Below are 18,619 nucleotides of genomic sequence, written 5' to 3'. Positions count from 1 at the left end.
TCTCAGGCGGGGCGGTAGTGGTCGACCATGCGGTAGCGGCGCGCGTACAGCCCGAACAGCAGTGCGGCGACGAACGCGAAGGCGGCGAAGAAGAACATCAGGAACGCGGTCTCGCTGAGCCCGGTGCTGCCGATGTGAGCGGTGACGCGGTCATTGCGCACCGCCGCGTTGGACAGCAGTACCCACAGGTTGCCGACGGTGGTGGTGAGGTTCCAGAAACTCATCACCACGCCCTTCATCGACTGCGGCGCCTGGCTGTAGGCGAACTCCAGGCCGGTCGCCGAGACCAGCACTTCGCCGAAGGTCAGCAGCGCATACGGCAGGATCTGCCAGGCGATGGACAAGGCGTCGCCACCGTCCATCATCACCTGCAGGCTGCCGACCACGATCCAGGCCAGGCCGCTGAAGGCGATGCCGGCGGTCATTCGCCGCAACGCGGTCGGCTCGTAGCCGCGCCGGCGCAGCAGCGGGTACAGCACCAGGTTGTTGAACGGGATCAGCAGCATCACCAGCGCCGGATTCAGTGCCTGCATCTGCGAGGCGCTGAACCAGTCGGGCATCTGCATCTGCTGGCCCTGCAGCACCCAGGTCGAGGCCTTCTGGTCGAACAGCGAGAAGAACGGGGTGACCAGCGCGAACACCACCAGCACCCGCAGCACCGCGCGCACGCCGTCCACTGCGGCGTCCGGATGCACCGCGCGGGCGCGTTCCAGTTGCCACCAGGTGCCGCCGCCGATGCCGGCCAGCAACAGCACCAACGCCAGGCACAGGCAGATCACCAGGCCCAGCGTCGGTACCAGCGCGAACGTGCCCAGCGCCAGCAGCACCGCCACGCCGGCCAGGGCCAGTCCGGGACGCCCCTGCCCCGGCGCCTGCCGCAGCAGCGCGGTGCGCACCACCTGGGCGAAGCCGTGCGGATCCTTGGGCGGCAGCGGCACGCGCACGTAGCGGTGGCGCCCGGCCCAGAACACCAGGGTCGCCACCAGCATCAGGATACCGGGAATGCCGAACGCCCACGCCGGACCCAGGTTCTTCAGCGCCAGCGGAATCAGCAGCGAGGCGAACAGCGAGCCGAAGTTGATGATCCAGTAGAAGGCGTCGAACACCACCTTGGCCAGGTGCTTGTTGCCCTGGTCGAACTGGTCGCCCATGAACGAGGCCACCAGCGGCTTGATCCCGCCCGCGCCGAGCGCGATCAGGCCCAGGCCGAGGAAGAAGCCGGTGCGATGGCCTTCGAACAGCGCCAGGCATAGATGCCCCGCGCAGTAGATGAGACTGAACCAGAGGATGGTGCTGTACTTGCCGAAGAAGCGGTCGGCCAACCAGCCGCCGAGCAGCGGGAAGAAGTACACGCCGATCATGAAGCTGTGCATGATGTGCTTGGCCTCGGCCTCGCGGCCGGGCGCGGTCACTTCCTGCAGCAGCAGCGAGGTGATCAGGAACTGCACCAGGATGTTGCGCATCCCGTAGAAGCTGAAGCGCTCGCAGGCCTCGTTGCCGATGATGTACGGAATCTGCCGCGGCATGCGCGCAGTGGCGCGCTCTTGCGCCGCGCTCATGCGGCGTGTCTCGTGGTGGCTTGGCTGCTCACGGGCCCTCGTCCAGGCAAAATTTTCAGAAGGTTACCCGATCGTTCCGGCGAATCGAACCGCTAGGGCGTGTCGCCCATTCCCGAGGATGCCGCGTTGGGTCTGGCAGGCGCGCGGCCGGCGTTGCGTGGCGCAGCGCCTGACTGGCCGTCAGGTCAAGCCGCGCGGCGCCGGCCGCGCGCCTGCCAGGCCCAACCCGAAGGGCCGCGATTGCGCGTGCCCGTGGCCGCGTCGTCGCTCGGGCGTGGACGCACGTCCACGTCCTCGCTCTTCCCTGCCACAGGCACGCGCAATCGCGGCGCGGCATGCTCGGGAATGGGCGACATGCCCTAGGGTGCTTTCGCAATCGGCGCGCTGCCCGCATCATGGGGGTCTGTCCCGAGACGGTGCCGAAATGATCCGAGCCAGGCTGGCCTCCCTGCTGTTGCCGATGCTGCTGTGCAGCATGCCGTCGCTGGCCAGCGAGGCGGGCCTGTCCACCGAGGCCGAGCGCAGCGGGTTCGCGCGCACCGGCCGCTACGCCGAGACCATCGCCCTGTGCGATGCGTTCGCGCAGCGCTATCCGCAAGCGGTGCGCTGCTTCGACGTCGGCACCACGCCGGAAGGCCGGCCGATGAAGGCGCTGGCGGTGTCCACCTCGGGCGCGCTGGATCCCGCGGCTGCACAGGCGCGCAAGCTGCCGGTGGTGCTGATCCAGGGCGGCATCCACGCCGGCGAGATCGATGGCAAGGACGCCGGCTTCCTGGCACTGCGCCAGTTGCTCGACGGCCAGGCCGCACGCGGCGCGCTGGACAAGCAGGTGTGGCTGTTCGTGCCGGTGTTCAACGTCGACGGGCACGAGCGCTTCGGCGCCTGGAACCGGCCCAACCAGCGCGGCCCCGAGCAGATGGGCTGGCGCACCACCGCGCAGAACCTCAACCTCAACCGCGACTACGTCAAGGCCGATGCGCCGGAGATGCAGGCGATGCTGCGCCTGGTCGAGCAGTGGGATCCGCTGCTGTACGTGGACCTGCACGTCACCGATGGCGCGCAGTTCGAGCACGATGTGTCGATCCAGGTGGAACCGCTGCACGCCGGCGACACCGCGCTGCGCGGCGACGGCCTGCGCCTGCGCGACGGCGTGCTCGCCGACCTCAAGCGGCAGGGCTCGCTGCCATTGCCCTACTACCCCTCGTTCGTGGTCAACGACGACCCGACCTCCGGCTTCGAGGACGGCGTGCCGACGCCACGCTTCTCGCACGGCTATTTCCAACTGCGCAACCGCTTCGGCATGCTGGTGGAAACGCACTCGTGGAAGCGCTACCCCGAGCGCGTGCGCATCACCCGCAACACCATCGTCTCGGTGCTGCAGCAGGTGGCGCGGCACGGCGCGCAATGGCGCGCCGACGCACTGGCCGCCGACGCGCGCGCGCAAGCGCTGGGCGGTAAGACGGTGGCGTTGGATTACCGCACCACCGACGCCTCGCACCTGGTGGACTTCCGCGGCTACGCCTACACGCGCACGCCCTCCCCGGTCTCCGGCGCGCTGATGACCCGCTATGACGAACGCACCCCGCAACTCTGGCGAGTGCCGCTGCGCGATGAGGTCGTACCCAGCGTCGAAGTCGCCGCGCCGCGCGCCGGTTACGTGGTGCCGGCGGCGCAGGCCGCCCTGGTCGGCGCCAAGCTGCGCCAGCACGGCATCGCCTTCCGCACCCTGGAGCACGACGCCACCCTGCCGGTGCAGACCTTCCGTGCCGAGACCGCCGACTTCGCCGCCCGCTCGTCCGAAAGCCACCAGCGGCTCAGCGTCACCGGCGCCTGGAAAGCGGAGACCCGCGCGGTCGGTGCAGGTGCGCTGTTCGTGCCGATCGCCCAGCCCAAGGCGCGGCTGCTGATGGCGCTGCTGGAACCGCAGGCGCCGGATTCGCTGCTGCAATGGGGCGAGTTCAACAGCGCGTTCGAGCGTGCCGAATACATGGAAGACTACGTCGCCGAGGACGTGGCGCGGCAGATGCTGGCCAGCGACCCCGCGCTCAAGGCGGAGTTCGAGGACAAGCTCGAACACGACGCGGCCTTCGCCAAGGATCCGCAGGCGCGGCTGGAGTTCTTCTACCGCCGCCACAGTTCCTGGGACGAGCGCTACCGCCTGTACCCGGTCATGCGCAGCGACGAAGCCCCGTCCTGACGCGCGGTTCCGCTCTCCCCCCGACTCCCCCCGATGCGCCTTCCCTTCATCTGCTTAGAGAGGCTGTTCGCCCCGATATGAAAACGTTTACAGGATCCCTTTGCCTGACCCTCGCGCTGGCCGCGCCCGCCTCCGCCGCGCCGCCGGCGACCGCCGCGCGCGCAGCCTCCGCGCCGCACGCCAGCGCCGCTGCGCAGCGCCCGTGGAACGATCGCAGCCTGTCGCCGGACCGGCGCGCCACGTTGTTGGTGCAGGCAATGACCCCGGACGAGAAGTTCCAGATGCTGCACAGCTACTTCGGCCTGGGCAAGGACGGCGGCCCGCGGCCGCCTGGCGCGGTCGGATCGGCCGGCTATGTGCCGGCGGTCGAACGCCTGGGCATTCCTGCGCAGCAGTTGGCCGATGCCGGCGTCGGCGTGACCAACCCCGGCAACATCCGCCCTGGCGACCACGCCACCGCTATGCCGTCCGGTCCTGCCACCGCCGCCACCTGGAACCGCGAACTGGCCTTCGCCGGTGGCGCCACCATGGGCCGCGAGGCCTGGCAGCAGGGCTTCAACGTGCTGCTGGCCGGCAGCGTCAACCTGCAGCGCGACCCGCGCAACGGCCGCAACTTCGAGTACGCCGGCGAGGATCCGCTGCTGGCCGGCGTGCTGGTCGGCGAATCGATCCGCGGCGTGCAGAGCCAGCACGTGGTCTCGACCATGAAGCACTTCGCGATGAACGACCTGGAGACCGGGCGCAACACCCACAGCGCCGACATCGGCGAGCAGGCCATGCACGAGTCGGACCTGCTGGCCTTCGAGCTGGCGCTGAAGATCGGCCAGCCCGGCTCGGTGATGTGCTCCTACAACCGCATCAACGGCGTGTACGGCTGCGAGCACGACTACCTGCTCAACCAGGTGCTGAAGCAGGAGTGGAAGTTTCCCGGCTACGTGATGTCCGACTGGGGCGGCGTGCACAGCGGCTCCAAGGCGGCGCTGGCCGGCCTGGACCAGCAGTCGGCCGGCGAAGTGTTCGACAAGGCGGTGTACTTCGACCAGCCGCTGCGCATGGCGGTGGCCGCCGGTACCGTGCCGCAGGCGCGCCTGGACGACATGGTCAAGCGCATCCTGCGCGCCTTCATCGCCACCGGCAGTTTCGACAACCCGCCGCAGCACCAGCCGATCGACGATGCCGCCGGCGGCCTGGCCGCGCAGCGCGTGGTCGAGGAAGGCACGGTGCTGTTGCGCAACGAAGGCAAGCTGCTGCCGCTGTCGCGCAACCTGCGCCGTATCGCGGTGATCGGCGGGCATGCCGACAAGGGCGTGATCGGCGGCGGCGGTTCGTCGATGGTCGGCGTCACCGTCAACGGCGGCAACGCGGTGCCGGGCATCGCCCCGACCACCTGGCCGGGCCCGGTGATGTTCCATCCGTCCTCGCCGCTGCAGGCCTTGCGCAAGGCCCTGCCCGACGCGCAGATCGACTACGCCAGCGGCGACGATCCGGCGGCGGCGGCCAAGCTCGCGCGCGAGGCCGACGTGGCCATCGTGTTCGCCACGCAGTGGTCGGCCGAGTCGGTGGACCTGCCGGATATCGCGCTGCCCGACAAGCAGGACGCGCTGATCGCCGGCGTGGCCAAGGCCAACCCGAAGACGGTGGTGGTGCTGGAGACCAACGGCCCGGTGGCGATGCCGTGGCTGCAGCAGGTGCCGGCGGTGCTGGAGGCCTGGTACCCGGGCATCCGCGGCGGCGAAGGCCTGGCGCGGCTGCTGCTGGGCGAGGTCAACCCGTCCGGGCGCCTGCCGGTGACCTGGCTGCGCGACGTGTCGCAACTGCCGCGGCCGTCGATTCCCGGCCTGGGCTTCAAGCCGGCGCAACCGCCGGGCAGCAGCGTCGACTACACCATCGAAGGCGCCAACGTCGGCTACCGCTGGTTCGCCGCGCGCGGCCTGGAGCCGGTGTATCCGTTCGGCTATGGCCTGTCCTACACCACGTTCGCCTACGCCAACTTCAAGGTGCAGGCCGACGGTAGCCGCGTCGTCGCCAGCTTCGACGTGCGCAACACCGGTGATCGCGAAGGCGCCGACGTGCCGCAGCTGTACCTGCGCCTGCCGCAGGGCCACCACACCCCGATCCGCCTGGTCGGCTGGGACAAGGTGATGCTCAAGCCGGGCGAGAGCCGCCACGTCAGCATCGTCGCCGAGCCCAAGACCCTGGCCGACTACGACCCGAAGAAGCGCCACTGGCATATCGCCGCCGGCGACTACGAGTTGTTGCTGGGCCGTTCGGCGACGCAGGTGGAGGCGCGCGCGCCGCTGCATCTGCAGGACGGCGTGCTGCAGCACTGAGCAAGGGCCGCGGCGCCGACGCCGCGTCCCGCCTCCCGCCCCGCCTCCGCGCCTGCGCGCCGGAGGCGGGGCGATATGCGCGAGTGCCACCTGCGCCGCAGCGATTGTGTGGCGGCTGCCGCAGCACCACGGGCTGTATACGCAACCCTGAGACCCTGCACCGTAGCATCGCCCGCATGACTCCCCGCGTCTTCCGATGGCATCGCACCGGCTGGCTGTTGCTGGCCGTGGCCGCATTGGCACAGGCGCACGTGGCGGCGGATGCGGCGCCCGCGGTCTCTGCAACGCCGGGCCCTCCCCTCACCGTGGTCACCCTCACCCTCGCCGGCGATCCACGCCAGGCGCAGGACGGCGACGACTGGAGCGCGCGCCGCGAGCGGATCGTCGAAGCCCTGCAGCGCCTGCATCCCGACGCCGTCGCGCTGCAGGAGGTACTGCAGACGCCGGAGCTGCCGAACCAGGCGCAATGGCTGGCCGCGCGCCTGGGCTACCACTGCCATTTCATCAGCCCCGATCCGCCGAGCCGGCCGCAACGCCGCGGCAATGCGCTGCTGACCCGCCTGCCGGTGCTGGAGGAAGCCGAGACCCTGCTGCATCCGCTGGAGGACTACAGCGTGGCCGGCCTGGTGCGGGTGGATCTGCATGGGCAGCCGGTGAACCTGTACTTCACCCGCCTGCACGCCGCGCGCGACGGTGGCGCCAGCCGTCGCGAACAGGCGGAGGATCTGATGGCATGGATCGATGCCACCGCCGAGGACGTGCCGTCGGTGCTGGCCGGCGGATTCTTTGCCGCCGCGCGCGCGCCCGCCCTGGCGCCGCTGGCGGCCCGCTTCGAGGACGCCAGCGTGCGCGGCGAGGCGGCGCGCAACCGCATCGACGTGCGTGCGCGTGCACCCGGCACGGCGGCGGCCGCCGACCATGTGTTCTTCGAACGCGGCCACTTCCGTCCCGTGCACGGCGCACGCCTGTTCGCGCCGGCGCCGGAGCTGCCCGCAGCCGGTACGCGCGGCCTGCTGATGGTGCTGCAGCCGCTCGACCAGATACCGACATCGCTACAACCGGCGCCGTAGCGGACGGCAGGCTGGGCGCGTTCCTGCGCCGTGCGATCACGGCCGTGCGATGCGCCGGATGGGATGGACCGGCATCGACATGGCATCGGCCCGGAGCGATCGGGCACCACTGATGCCATGCGTTCGTCACGCATCGCTGCATCTGTTGTAGGAGCGGCTTCAGCCGCGACGGGCATTCCCGGTAACGCCGGTCGCGGCTGACGCCGCTCCTACAAGTGGCCTTTTCGACGCAGCAACACAAGCGGTCACCGATGCGGCGCAGACCGCCACCGCTGCGAAGCAGCCTGCGCACGCGCGCGAAGGCAACGCACCAAGCTGCCTTTCTTTGCCTCGCAGCCACACCCCGTCCGCACCTCCAGCGCATCTGTCTGGCATCCACACAAAAAAGGCCGGGCGAACCCGGCCTTTTTCATTTCGCGATGCTGGCGCGCGATCAGCCGATCGCGGCGTGGTAGCGGCGCTCCACTTCCTTCCAGTCGACCACGTTGAAGAACGCACCGATGTAGTCCGGACGGCGGTTCTGGTACTTCAGGTAGTAGGCGTGTTCCCACACGTCCAGGCCCAGGATCGGCGTGTTGCCCTCGAACAGCGGGCTGTCCTGGTTGGCGGTGCTCTCGACCACCAGCTTCTTGTCGGGGGTGACGCTGAGCCAGGCCCAGCCGCTGCCGAAGCGGGTCAGCGCGGCCTTGGTGAAGGCGTCCTTGAACTTGTCGAAGCCGCCCAGTTCGCTGTCGATGGCCTTGGCGACGTCGCCGCTGGGGGCGCCGCCGGCGTTGGGCGCCATCACCGTCCAGAACAGCGAGTGGTTGGCATGGCCGCCGCCGTTGTTGCGCACCGGACCCTGCAGGTTCTCCGGCAGCGACTTCAACTTGGACACCAGCGCCTCGATCGGCAGATCGGCGTACTCGGTGCCTTCCAGCGCGGCGTTGACGTTGTTGATGTAGGTCTGGTGATGCTTGGTGTGATGGATCTCCATCGTCTGCGCATCGATATGCGGTTCCAGCGCGTCGTAGGCGTAGGGCAACTTGGGGAGGGTGTAGGCCATGCGGTTCTCCTGGACTTTCGCCGTCGAAAGGACGAGCGTTGCGTGAGCAATGGTAGGGACGGTCGGCGGCCTTACCAAGGGCGCGGCCGGGGAAACATCGTCCCATCCCGCGGTGGCGGTGCCGGCCGGCCTTGCGAATCGGCGCCTACCATGCCCCACGCCCCGGTTAGTCGGATGTGAATCGCCTGCGTCACCGGCATGACCGGCGGCGTTTAGAGCCGGAACAGGCAGGCCGGCCCATACTGTGCGCGATGGCGCCATGCCGCGCGCCGCTGCCGTTCCTGCAGGAGAGTCCATGCGCAAGCCCGTGCTGTTGATCGCCGCCATCGTGTTGCTGGTGGGCGGGCTGAGGGGCATCCGCGGGCTGCAGCATCCGCCGCACCAGCAGTTCGCGCCCTCGCTCGACGCGGCCGCACAGGCGCCCTACACCGCGCCCGGCAGATCCGCGCCCGCAGCCGACGCGGCATCGCCCGACCTGCCGGCGTTCCTGCCGCCCGAGGCACGCGCCACGGTGGCGCTGATCCTGCGCGGCGGGCCGTTCCCGCATCGCCAGGATGGCAGCGTGTTCGGCAACCGCGAGAACCGGCTGCCGGCGCAACCGCGCGGCTACTACCGTGAATACACCGTCGATACCCCAGGCCTGTCGCATCGCGGCGCGCGCCGCATCGTCACCGGCGGCGCGCCGCCGCAGGTCTGGTACTACAGCGACGATCACTACGACAGTTTCCGCAGCTTCCAGGTGGGCGGTGCGAGGCCGGCGCCGTGAGCGGCTTCCCGTTCGCACTGAATTTGGCCGAGCCGGCCGCTTCCGGCGTCTACCGCGTGGCCAACCGCGACCTGGACAGCGTCGCCGCGCTGGCCCGCGACGCCGGCCTGCGGCTGTGCCGGATCGACCTGCACGGCTGCACCGGCAAGGCCATGCTGCTGATGCGGCTGGCCGCGCAACTGGACTTTCCGCCCGGCTTCGGCCGCAACTGGGACGCGCTCACCGACGGCCTGCGCGACCTGTCCTGGCTGCCCTCGCCGCGCGGCTATGCGCTGCTGCTGGAGGACGCCGGACAGTTGCAGAGCGTGGCGCAGCCGGCATTCGACGTGCTGCTGGAGATCCTCGACGACGTCGCCCGCGAGTGGGCGCAGGACGGCGTCAGCTTCGTCGCGTTCGTGGGTGGCAGCGAGGAACCGGAAGCGCCTGCGGAGTCCGACTGAGCGCAATGCGTAGGAGCGGCTTCAGCCGCGACCGGCCGTCGGAGCGATCGCCATCGCGACCGGCGTGCGAACTGATGCCATCGCTCACTATTGGTGGCACAGGCACATCCGTGGACGCGAGCCTGCGCGCACATCGTGTAAGAGCGGCGTCAGCCGCGACTGCATTCACCGGGAACGCCCGTCGCGGCTGAAGCCGCTCCTACGACGAGCGCACACGCGGCGCTCCAGCCGGAGCCGCCTAGCTGTGGCGGCTGCCGTTCCGGGTCTCGGGTCCCGGCCTTTCAGCCGTCCAGTTCGCTCCAGCGCGCATACGCCGCATCCAGATCCGCCTGCGCCTGGCTGAGCGCCTGCGTGTGCGCGTTCACCGCCGCCGCGTCGCGCTGGTAGAACGCCGGGTCGGTCATCGCCTCGGTCAGCGCCGCGACCTGCTGTTCCAGCGTTTCGATCCGCGCCGGCAACTGCTCCAGTTCGCGCGCGTCCTTGTAGCTGAGCTTGCGCTTGGCCGGTGCGGACGCGGGCGCCGCAGCCGCCGCCACCGGCGTGGTCGCCGCGGCGGTGGCCGAAGCCTTGGCCACCGCCATCGCGCTGGCCGGCGCCGCCGGGCGCTGGCGTACCCAGTCGCTGTAGCCGCCGACGTATTCGCCGATGCGGCCGTCGCCTTCCATGACCATGGTCGAGGTCACCACGTTGTCGATGAAGTCGCGGTCATGGCTGACCAGCAACAAGGTGCCGCTGTAGTCGCCGAGCAGTTCTTCCAGCAGCTCCAGGGTTTCCACGTCCAGGTCGTTGGTCGGTTCGTCCATCACCAGCAGGTTGGACGGCTGCGCGAACAGCCGCGCCAGCAGCAGGCGGTTGCGCTCGCCGCCGGACAGGCGGGTGATCGGCGCGCGCGCGCGTTCCGGGGTGAACAGGAAATCCTGCAGGTAGGCATGCACGTGCTTGCGCTTGCCGTTGACCTCGATGAAGTCGCGGCCCTCGGCCACGTTCTCGATCGCGCTCCAGTCCTCGCGCAGGGTGGCGCGGTACTGGTCGAAATACGCCACCTGCAGATTGGTGCCGGCGCGCACTTCGCCCTGGTCCGGGGTCAGTTCGCCCAGCAGCAGCTTCAGCAGCGTGGTCTTGCCGCTGCCGTTGGGGCCGATCAGGCCGATGCGGTCGCCGCGCAGGATGGTGGTGGAAAAATCGCGCACCATGCTGCGCGCGCCGAAGGCGAAACCCAGGTCCTTGGCCTCGATCACCTTCTTGCCGGAGGATTCGCCCTGCGCGGCCTCCATGCGCACGTTGCCGCCGAGTTCGCGGCGCTGGGTGCGCTCGCGGCGCATCGCTTCCAATCGCCGCACCCGGCCCTCGTCGCGGGTGCGCCGCGCCTTGATGCCCTGGCGGATCCACACTTCTTCCTGCGCCAGCAGCTTGTCGAAGCGCGCGTTTTCCTGCGCCTGCGCATTGAGCCGCTCCTCGCGACGGCGCTCGTAGTTGGCCCAGTCGCCCGGCCAGCTGCTGACCTGGCCACGGTCGATCTCGACGATGCGCGTGGCCAGGGCACGCAGGAAGCGCCGGTCGTGGGTGACGAACACCACGCTGCCGTTCCAGCCCTTGAGGAAGCCTTCCAGCCAGTCGATGGCCTCGATGTCCAGGTGGTTGGTCGGTTCGTCCAGCAGCAGCAGGTCCGGCGACGACACCAGCGCCCGCGCCAGCAGCACGCGGCGCTTCATGCCGCCGGACAGCCGCGCGAATTCGGCGTCGCCGTCCAGCTCGAGGCGGGTCAGGGTCTCGTTGACCCGCTGATCCAGGGCCCAGCCATCGGCCGCATCGATCTTCGACTGCACCGCGCCCAGCGCATCGCCGTCGAACTCGGCGGCATGGCTGAGCCGGTGGAACTCGGCCAGCCAATGGCCAAGCGCGCCCAGGCCGTCGGCGACCACGTCGAACACACTGCCGGCAGCGCCGTGCGGCACCTCCTGTTCCAGCCGCGCGATGCGCACGCCCTGCTGGACCCGGACCTCGCCGTCATCGGGCTTGAGCTCGCCGGCGATCAGTTTCATCAACGTGGATTTGCCGGCGCCGTTGCGACCGATCAGGGCGATGCGTTCGCCCGGCTCGATCGTCAGGTCGGTCTTTTCCAGCAACAAGGGGCCGCCGACGCTGTAGTCGAGGTTCTGCAGAGTGATAAGAGGCATGCCGTATTGTACGGGACCCGGGACCCGGGACCCGGAAAGCAAAAAGCGGCGCGTCGTGCGAGTCGAGATGCCCTTTTGCTGTTGACGCTCCGGGTCCCGGGTCCCGGGTCCCGAGTCCCGGCCCCACCAGCTAAAATGCCGCATGACCGATTTCGCCACCCTCTCCCTCTCCCCGGCGCTCGCGCCCGGCATCGATGCACTCGGCTACACCAGCATGACCCCGGTGCAGGCGCAGAGCCTGCCGCCGATCCTGGCCGGACGCGATGCGATCGTGCAGGCGCCCACCGGCAGCGGCAAGACCGCCGCGTTCGGCCTGGGCCTGCTGCACAAGCTGGATCCGGCGCTGAGCCGCGCGCAGGCGCTGGTGCTGTGCCCGACCCGCGAACTGGCCGACCAGGTCGGCAAGCAGTTGCGCAAGCTCGCCACCGGCATTCCCAACATGAAACTGGTGGTGCTGACCGGCGGCATGCCGCTGGCGCCGCAGCTGGCCTCGCTGGAGGCACACGACCCGCAGGTGGTGGTCGGCACGCCCGGCCGCATCCAGGAGCTGGCGCGCAAGCGGGCGCTGCATCTTGGCGGGGTGCGCACGCTGGTACTGGACGAGGCCGACCGCATGCTCGACATGGGCTTCGAGGAGCCGATCCGCGAGATCGCCAGCCGCTGCGACAAGCACCGGCAGAGCCTGCTGTTCTCGGCCACCTTCCCCGAGGCGATTCGTGCGCTGGCGCGCGACCTGTTGAAGGAACCGGCGGAGATCACCGTCGAAGGCGCCGACAGCGCGCCGGAGATCGACCAGCAGTTCTTCGAGGTCGATCCCACCTACCGGCAGAAGGCGGTGGCCGGCCTGCTGCTGCGCTTCACGCCCGAGTCCAGCGTGGTGTTCTGCAATACCCGCAAGGAGGTCGACGAGGTCGCCGGCTCGCTGCAGCAGTTCGGTTTCTCCGCGCTGGCGCTGCATGGCGACATGGAGCAGCGCGACCGCGACGAGGTACTGGTGCGCTTCGTCAACCGCAGCTGCAACGTGCTGGTCGCCAGCGACGTGGCCGCGCGCGGGCTGGACGTGGAAGACCTGGCGGCGGTGATCAACTACGAACTGCCGACCGACAGCGAGACCTACCGCCACCGCATCGGCCGCACTGCGCGCGCCGGCAAGCACGGCCTGGCCCTGAGCCTGGTGGCGCCGCGCGAGAGCGCGCGCGCGCAGGCGCTGGAGACCGAACAGGGCCAGCCGCTGCGCTGGTCGCGCGCGCCGCTGGCCACCGCACGGCCGGCGCAGTTGCCGCAGGCGGCGATGGTCACCCTGCGTATCGACGGCGGCAAGACCGACAAGCTGCGCCCCGGCGACATCCTCGGCGCGCTGACCGGCGATGCCGGGCTGTCCGGCGCGGCGATCGGCAAGATCGCCATCTACCCCACCCGCTCCTACGTCGCCATCGCCCGCGCCCACGCCGGCAAGGCGCTGGCGCAGCTGCAGGCCGGCAAGATCAAGGGCCGCCGGTTCCGCGTCGCCAAGCTGTGAGCACGACGGCGCAGATCCTGGCGTCGCTGCGCCCGGACGAGGACGGCAACCTCTGGAGCGAGGCGGTGCCGGTGCCGTGGATGCACGACACCTGCTGTTTCGTGCTGGAGGATTGCGACGCTGGCGAGGTGCCAGCGGACGCAGCTTCGGCCATCGAGACGTTCCTGCAGCTCGACGCCGCGGTGTTCGCCGCGGCGGCGCCGCACGTGTTCGCCTACTACCGGCACACGCAGGCGCTGTGCGCCAAGTACGGATGGCCGTCGCCGGAGATCGCCGGCCCTGCCGAGGTGTGGGCGCACGTGCAGTTCGGCAGCGAGGCGTATGTCGACCGCCACCGCGACGGCCGCCTGCGCATCAGCCTGGAATGCAATTGCGACTGGGAACAGGAACACGGTCTGCAGCTGGTGTTCGCCGACGACGGGCGGATCTGCAAGGTCGGTCCGTTCGATGGCCAGCTGAGCCATGCCGCCGCGCATGCCGACCCGGCGCTGGAGGATGTGATCTACCCATATTGAGCCGGCTGCCGGCGCCGGCGCGACCGATCACGGCCTCGCCCAGCGCCGCGCCAGCGTCGGCGTCAGTAGCGCAGCGGCGCGGTGAGCGGAATGTCCGCGGGCCAGCGCGCCCGCGCGCCGAGCCCGGCCAGTTCCACCAGCACCGTCGCCGCGACCACTTCGGCGCCCATCCGCTGCGCCAGCGCCAGCGCCGCCAGCAAGGTGCCGCCGGTGGCGAGGACGTCGTCGACCAGCAGCACGCGCATGCCCGGCTGCAGTGCATCGGCATGGATCTCGATGCGATCGCGGCCGTACTCCAGGCCATAGTCCTGGGCCAGGGTCTGCGCCGGCAGCTTGCCGGGCTTGCGCACCGGCACGAACCCGGTGCGCAGTTCGTGCGCCAGCGGCGCGCCGAGAATGAAGCCGCGCGCCTCGATGCCCAGCACCGCGTCCAGCGGGGTGCCGCGCCAGGGCTGGGCCAGCGCATCCAGGGCGGAGGCGAAATCCGGCCCGTCGGCGAGCAGCGGGGTGATGTCCTTGAACAGGACGCCGGGCTTGGGAAAGTCCGGCACATCGCGGATTCGGGTGGCCCAGGACAGGGGTTCGGCAACGGTATCGGTCATGGTCGCGCGTCCCGGCGAGCCGGGACGATCCAGTGAGGGCGTGCCATCCTACCCGCTGTGCGCCGGCCTTGCCGCATCCGCCGGGCTGCGCCGCAGCGCACGCCGCACCAGCACGAAGAACAGCGGCACCAGCAGCACCGCCAGCACGGTGCCGGTGACCATGCCGCCGATCACGCAGACGCCGATCTCGCGGCGGCTGGAGGCACCGGCGCCGGTGGACAGCGCCAGCGGCAGCACGCCGGCCACGAACGCCAGCGAGGTCATCACGATCGGCCGCAGGCGCAGCCGCGCGCCTTCCAGCGTCGCCTCCAGCAACGGCATGCCGGCGCGCTGCCGCGCTTCGGCGAACTCGACGATCAGGATCGCGTTCTTCGCCGACAGGCCGATCGTGGTCAACAGGCCGACCTGGAAATAGATGTCGTTGACGAAGCGGGCCAGCGTGGTCGCCAGCACCGTGCCGACCACGCCCAGCGGGATCACCAGCAGCACCGCCACCGGGATCGACCAGCTCTCGTACAGCGCCGCCAGGCACAGGAAAATGAACAGGATCGAGGCGGTGTACAGCCACAGCGTCTGGTTGCTGGACAACTGCTCCTGGTAGGACAGCCCGCTCCACTGCAGATCGAAGCCCTCCTGCTTGGCCACCAGCGCCTGCATCCGCTGCATCGCCTCGCCGGAACTGCTGCCGGCCGCCGCGCCGCCCTGGATCTGCGCCGCCGGCAGGCCGTTGAAGCGCTGCTGCAGCTGCGGGCCGCGGGTCCAGTGGGTGCTGGCGAAACTGGCGAACGGCGCCATCTGCCCGCCGCTGCCGCGCACGTACCACTGCGCGATATCCTCCGGCAGCGCGCGGTACGGTGCATCGCCCTGCACGTACACGCGCTTGACCCGGCCGCGGTCGATGAAGTCGTTGACGTAGCTGCCGCCCCAGGCGGTGGCCAGGGTCGCGTTGATGTCGCTCTGCGCCAGCCCCAGCGCGCTGGCCTGCGCATGGTCGATGTCCACCTGCAGCTGCGCCTTGTCGCCCAGGCCGTTGAGCCGCACCGCGGTCAGCTGCGGATCGTCGCCGGCGGCCTTGAGCACCTGCTGCTGCGCCTTCAGCAGCGCCGCGCGGCCGGCGCCATCGCTGTCGCGGATCCACAGTTCGAAGCCGCTGGACTGGCCCAGGCCACGCACCGCCGGCGGCGACAGCACGCTGATCTTGGCGTCGCCGACGCCGCGGAAATGCGCGTTGGCGCGGTCGATGATGGCCTGCGCGGTGTTGTCGCGGTTGCGCTCGCCCCACGGCTTGAGCGCTACGAACGCCTGGCCGGCGTTCTGCCCGGTGCCGGCGTTGTTGCGGCCCACCACCATGAAGATCGCGGTCAGGTTCGCCTTCTCGTGGGTCATGAAGTAGTCGCTGATGCGCTTGCCCAGGGCCTGGGTCTTGGCCAGCGGCGTGCCTTCCGGGGTGGTGAACTGGATCTGCACCTGGCCCTGGTCCTCCACCGGCAGGAAGCCGGTGGGCATGCGCATGTACAGCACGACCATCGCCAGCACCACCAGCGCATACAGCGCCAGCCAGCGCCGCGGCCGCTGCAGCACGGTGCCGAGGCGGCGCTGGTAGGCCTGCTGGCCGCGCTCGACGCTGCGGTTGAACCATTGGAAGAACCGGCCAAGCTTGCGCTCCTGCTCCACCGGCTTGAGCAGGGTCGCGCACAGCGCCGGGGTCAGGGTCAGCGCGACCAGCGCCGACAGCGCCATGGCCGAGGCGATGGTGATCGAGAACTGCCGGTAGATGATGCCGGTGGAGCCGCCGAAGAACGCCATCGGCAGGAACACCGCGCCCAGCACCACGGTGATGCCGACCAGCGCGCCGGTGATCTCGCCCATCGAGCGCTCGGTGGCCTCGCGCGGCGGCAGATGCTCCTCGTGCATGATCCGCTCGACGTTCTCCACCACCACGATGGCGTCGTCGACCAGCAGACCGATCGCCAGCACCATCGCGAACAGGGTCAGCGTGTTGATGGTGAAGCCGGCCGCGGCGAGGATGCCGAAGGTGCCCAGCAGCACCACCGGCACGGTGATCGCCGGGATCAGCGTGGCGCGGGCGTTCTGCAGGAACAGGAACATCACCACCACCACCAGCACGATCGCCTCGGCCAGGGTGTGCACCACGTTCTCGATCGAGATCCGCACGAACGGCGTGCTGTCGCGCGGATAGGCCACGTCCAGGCCCGGCGGGAAGGTCGGCTTGAGCCGTTCGATGGTGGCGTGGATCGCGTCGGAGGTGGCGATCGCATTGGCGCCGGCCGACAGCGTCACCGAGAAGCCGGAGGCCGGGTGGCCGTTGAGCGTGGCGTTGTTCTGGTAGTTCTCCGCGCCGATCTCCACCCGCGCCACGTCGCCCAGGCGCACGCTGGAACCGTCCGCGCGCGTGGCCAGGATGATCTGCCGGAACTGCTCGGGGGTCTGCAGCCGCGACTGCGCGGTGACCGTGGCGTTGAGTTCCTGCTCGGCACCGGTGGGCAACGCGCCGAGTTCGCCGGCAGTGACCTGGGTGTTCTGCGCCAGGATCGCGCTGCGCACGTCGCCCGGCATGAGCTGATAGGCAGTGAGCTTGTGCGGGTCCAGCCACACCCGCATCGCGTACTGCGCGCCGAACACGTTGATCTCGCCGACGCCGTTGATGCGGCTGATCGGGTCCTGCAGGGTGCTGACCAGGTAGTCGGAGATGTCGACGTTGTCCATGCGGTCGGTGCGGTCGTAGATCGCCACGGCCATCAGGCTGTCGCCCTGCGACTTGGCCACGGTCACGCCCTGCTGCTGCACTTCCTGCGGCAGGCGGTTGAGCGCCTGGTTGACCGCGTTCTGCACCTGCACCTGGGCGATGTCGGGATTGGCCGCCTGGTCGAAGGTGATGCTGATCCGCGCCTGCCCGGACGAGGAACTGGTCGAGGAGAAGTACAGCAGGTGGTCGATGCCCTTGATCTGCTGTTCGATCACCTGGGTGACGCTGTCCTCCACGGTCTGCGCCGAAGCGCCGTTGTAGGTCGCGGTGACGTTGACCGAGGGCGGCGCGATGTCCGGGTACTGCTCGATCGGCAGGGTGAACACGGCGATGGCGCCGGCGGCCATGATGCAGATCGCCAGGACCCAGGCGAAGATCGGGCGGTGGATGAAGAAACGCGGCAGCATGCCGGCTCAGCCCCGGCTGGCGGCAGGCGCGGCCGCGGCGGCGGTCTTCACCGTCACCTTGGCGCCGTCGCTGAGGCCTTGCCGGCCCGCGACCACCACCCGCTCGCCGGGCTTGAGGCCAGTGCCGACCAGCCATTGGTCGCCGACCGCGCGCAACGTGGTGAACTCGCGCTGGCGCACCACGTTGTCGGCGCCCACCACCCAGGCCACCGCCTCGCCGCGGGGGGTGCGGTCCACCGCGGCCTGCGGCACCAGCAGCGCCTGCTGGCGCACGCCCTGCCCGACCAGCGCGCGCACGTACATGCCCGGCAGCAGTTGCGCATCGGGATTGGGGAAACGCGCGCGCAGGGTCACCGCGCCGGTGGTCTCCTCCACGTCGAGGTCGGCGAATTCCAGCGTGCCCGGCAACGGGTACTCGGTGCCGTCGGACAGCGTCAGCCGCACCTGTGTGCTGGCCGGCTGCACGCCGCCGGCGGCGATCGCCCGGCGCAGCGCCAGGAACTGGTTGCCGGACTGGGTGATGTCCACGTTCATCGGATCCAGTTGCTGGATCTTGGCGATGGCGTCGGTCTGGTTGGCGGTGACCAGCGCGCCCGGCGTCACCCGCGCGCGGCCGATGCGCCCGCCGATCGGCGCCAGCACCGTGGCGAAGCGCAGCTGCGTGCGGGCGGTGTCCAGCGCCGCGCGTTGCGCGTCGCGACTGGCCAGCGCCTGCTTGTAGGCGGCCTGTGCATCGTCCACATCCTGCTGCGCGGCCAGTTGGGTCTTGCCGAGGGTGCGGTAGCGCTCGGCACGCAACGTGGCCGCGGCGAGCGTGGCCTCGGCGGTGGCCAGATTGGCCTGCGCCTGATTGGCCGCGGCCTGGTACAGGGTGGGCTCGATCTGGAACAGCGGCTGCCCGGCGCGCACGGTGGCGCCCTCCTCAAACAGCCGCTGGCGCAGGATGCCGCTGACCTGCGGCCGCACCTCCGATTCTTCCGACGCGACGGTGCGCCCGGCCAGCTCCACGCTCAACGGCACGGGCTGCGGCTGCAGGGTCACCACCTCCACCGTCTTCGCGGCCGGCGTCGGGGCCGTGCCTCCGCCCTTGCAGCCGGCGAACGCGAGCACGACGGCGGACAGCAGCAACGGCAGCGCGCAGCGGCGCTGGACGAGAGGCGCGGACATGCGCTTGATCCTGGGGACGACGAGGAGGATCATTTAATTTACTCAAAGACAAAAAAAC

13 protein-coding genes are annotated in these 18,619 nt (G+C 70.0%); 7 read left to right on the top strand and 6 right to left on the bottom strand.

The features are described from left to right. Positions 1 to 2: 2 nt before the first annotated feature. On the bottom strand, positions 3 to 1,559 hold the full coding sequence (locus FHR56_RS03700) for an oligopeptide:H+ symporter (protein ID WP_160945994.1): 1,557 nt from the start codon (positions 1,557 to 1,559) through the stop codon (positions 3 to 5). Positions 1,560 to 1,983: 424 nt separating this feature from the next. On the opposite strand from FHR56_RS03700, the gene FHR56_RS03695 reads away from it, so the two are divergent. The 3 genes from FHR56_RS03695 to FHR56_RS03685 all read left to right on the top strand — a co-directional run bounded on the left by FHR56_RS03695 (position 1,984) and on the right by FHR56_RS03685 (position 7,156). Next, complete coding sequence (locus FHR56_RS03695) at positions 1,984 to 3,756, top strand: M14 family metallopeptidase (RefSeq protein WP_184502403.1); 1,773 nt, start codon at positions 1,984 to 1,986, stop codon at positions 3,754 to 3,756. 77 nt (positions 3,757 to 3,833) lie between these two features. Beyond that, positions 3,834 to 6,086 (top strand): glycoside hydrolase family 3 C-terminal domain-containing protein, encoded by a 2,253-nt coding sequence (locus tag FHR56_RS03690; protein ID WP_160945992.1) that lies wholly within the window; start codon positions 3,834 to 3,836, stop codon positions 6,084 to 6,086. 176 nt (positions 6,087 to 6,262) lie between these two features. Then, the gene (locus FHR56_RS03685; RefSeq protein ID WP_160945991.1) at positions 6,263 to 7,156 is read left to right on the top strand and encodes an endonuclease/exonuclease/phosphatase family protein; all 894 of its coding nucleotides are present in this window, start codon (positions 6,263 to 6,265) and stop codon (positions 7,154 to 7,156) included. A gap of 433 nt (positions 7,157 to 7,589) precedes the next feature. Here FHR56_RS03685 and FHR56_RS03680 read toward each other — a convergent pair whose 3' ends face one another. After that, a complete protein-coding gene (locus FHR56_RS03680) occupies positions 7,590 to 8,201 on the bottom strand; it encodes a superoxide dismutase (protein ID WP_160945990.1) in 612 nt (203 codons plus the stop codon). Between the two features lie 295 nt (positions 8,202 to 8,496). Here FHR56_RS03680 and FHR56_RS03675 point away from each other — a divergent pair, with 295 nt between their 5' ends. Next, positions 8,497 to 8,967: a ribonuclease domain-containing protein gene (locus tag FHR56_RS03675; RefSeq protein WP_160945989.1), complete on the top strand. Its 471-nt coding sequence runs from the start codon at positions 8,497 to 8,499 to the stop codon at positions 8,965 to 8,967. Then, a complete protein-coding gene (locus FHR56_RS03670; protein ID WP_160945988.1) occupies positions 8,964 to 9,407 on the top strand; it encodes a barstar family protein in 444 nt (147 codons plus the stop codon). The genes FHR56_RS03675 and FHR56_RS03670 overlap by 4 nt, the downstream gene beginning before the upstream one ends. 281 nt (positions 9,408 to 9,688) lie before the next feature. Here FHR56_RS03670 and FHR56_RS03665 read toward each other — a convergent pair whose 3' ends face one another. Next, entirely contained in the window at positions 9,689 to 11,584 is a 1,896-nt protein-coding gene (locus FHR56_RS03665; protein ID WP_160945987.1) for an ATP-binding cassette domain-containing protein, read from the bottom strand. 142 nt (positions 11,585 to 11,726) lie between these two features. Here FHR56_RS03665 and dbpA point away from each other — a divergent pair, with 142 nt between their 5' ends. After that, positions 11,727 to 13,103: an ATP-dependent RNA helicase DbpA gene (gene dbpA / locus FHR56_RS03660; protein WP_160945986.1), complete on the top strand. Its 1,377-nt coding sequence runs from the start codon at positions 11,727 to 11,729 to the stop codon at positions 13,101 to 13,103. Then, positions 13,100 to 13,618, top strand: coding sequence for a hypothetical protein (locus tag FHR56_RS03655; protein ID WP_160945985.1), 519 nt, complete (start codon positions 13,100 to 13,102; stop codon positions 13,616 to 13,618). Before dbpA ends, FHR56_RS03655 begins: the two co-directional genes overlap by 4 nt. Positions 13,619 to 13,680: 62 nt before the next feature. On the opposite strand, the gene FHR56_RS03650 is transcribed toward FHR56_RS03655, so the two are convergent. The 3 genes from FHR56_RS03650 to FHR56_RS03640 are packed head-to-tail and all read right to left on the bottom strand — an operon-like array spanning position 13,681 to position 18,561. Then, complete coding sequence (locus tag FHR56_RS03650; protein WP_160945984.1) at positions 13,681 to 14,220, bottom strand: adenine phosphoribosyltransferase; 540 nt, start codon at positions 14,218 to 14,220, stop codon at positions 13,681 to 13,683. A 48-nt stretch (positions 14,221 to 14,268) separates the two neighbouring features. Beyond that, complete coding sequence (locus FHR56_RS03645; RefSeq protein WP_160945983.1) at positions 14,269 to 17,394, bottom strand: efflux RND transporter permease subunit; 3,126 nt, start codon at positions 17,392 to 17,394, stop codon at positions 14,269 to 14,271. Between the two features lie 6 nt (positions 17,395 to 17,400). Beyond that, positions 17,401 to 18,561: an efflux RND transporter periplasmic adaptor subunit gene (locus tag FHR56_RS03640; protein WP_160945982.1), complete on the bottom strand. Its 1,161-nt coding sequence runs from the start codon at positions 18,559 to 18,561 to the stop codon at positions 17,401 to 17,403. Positions 18,562 to 18,619: the final 58 nt, after the last annotated feature.

Source organism: Xanthomonas sp. F10 (assembly GCF_014206815.1).
Classification (GTDB): Bacteria; Pseudomonadota; Gammaproteobacteria; order Xanthomonadales; family Xanthomonadaceae; genus Xanthomonas_A; species Xanthomonas_A indica.
The sequence above is the reverse complement of the archived record's forward strand: the minus strand, read 5'-3'. Positions and strand labels throughout refer to the sequence as shown.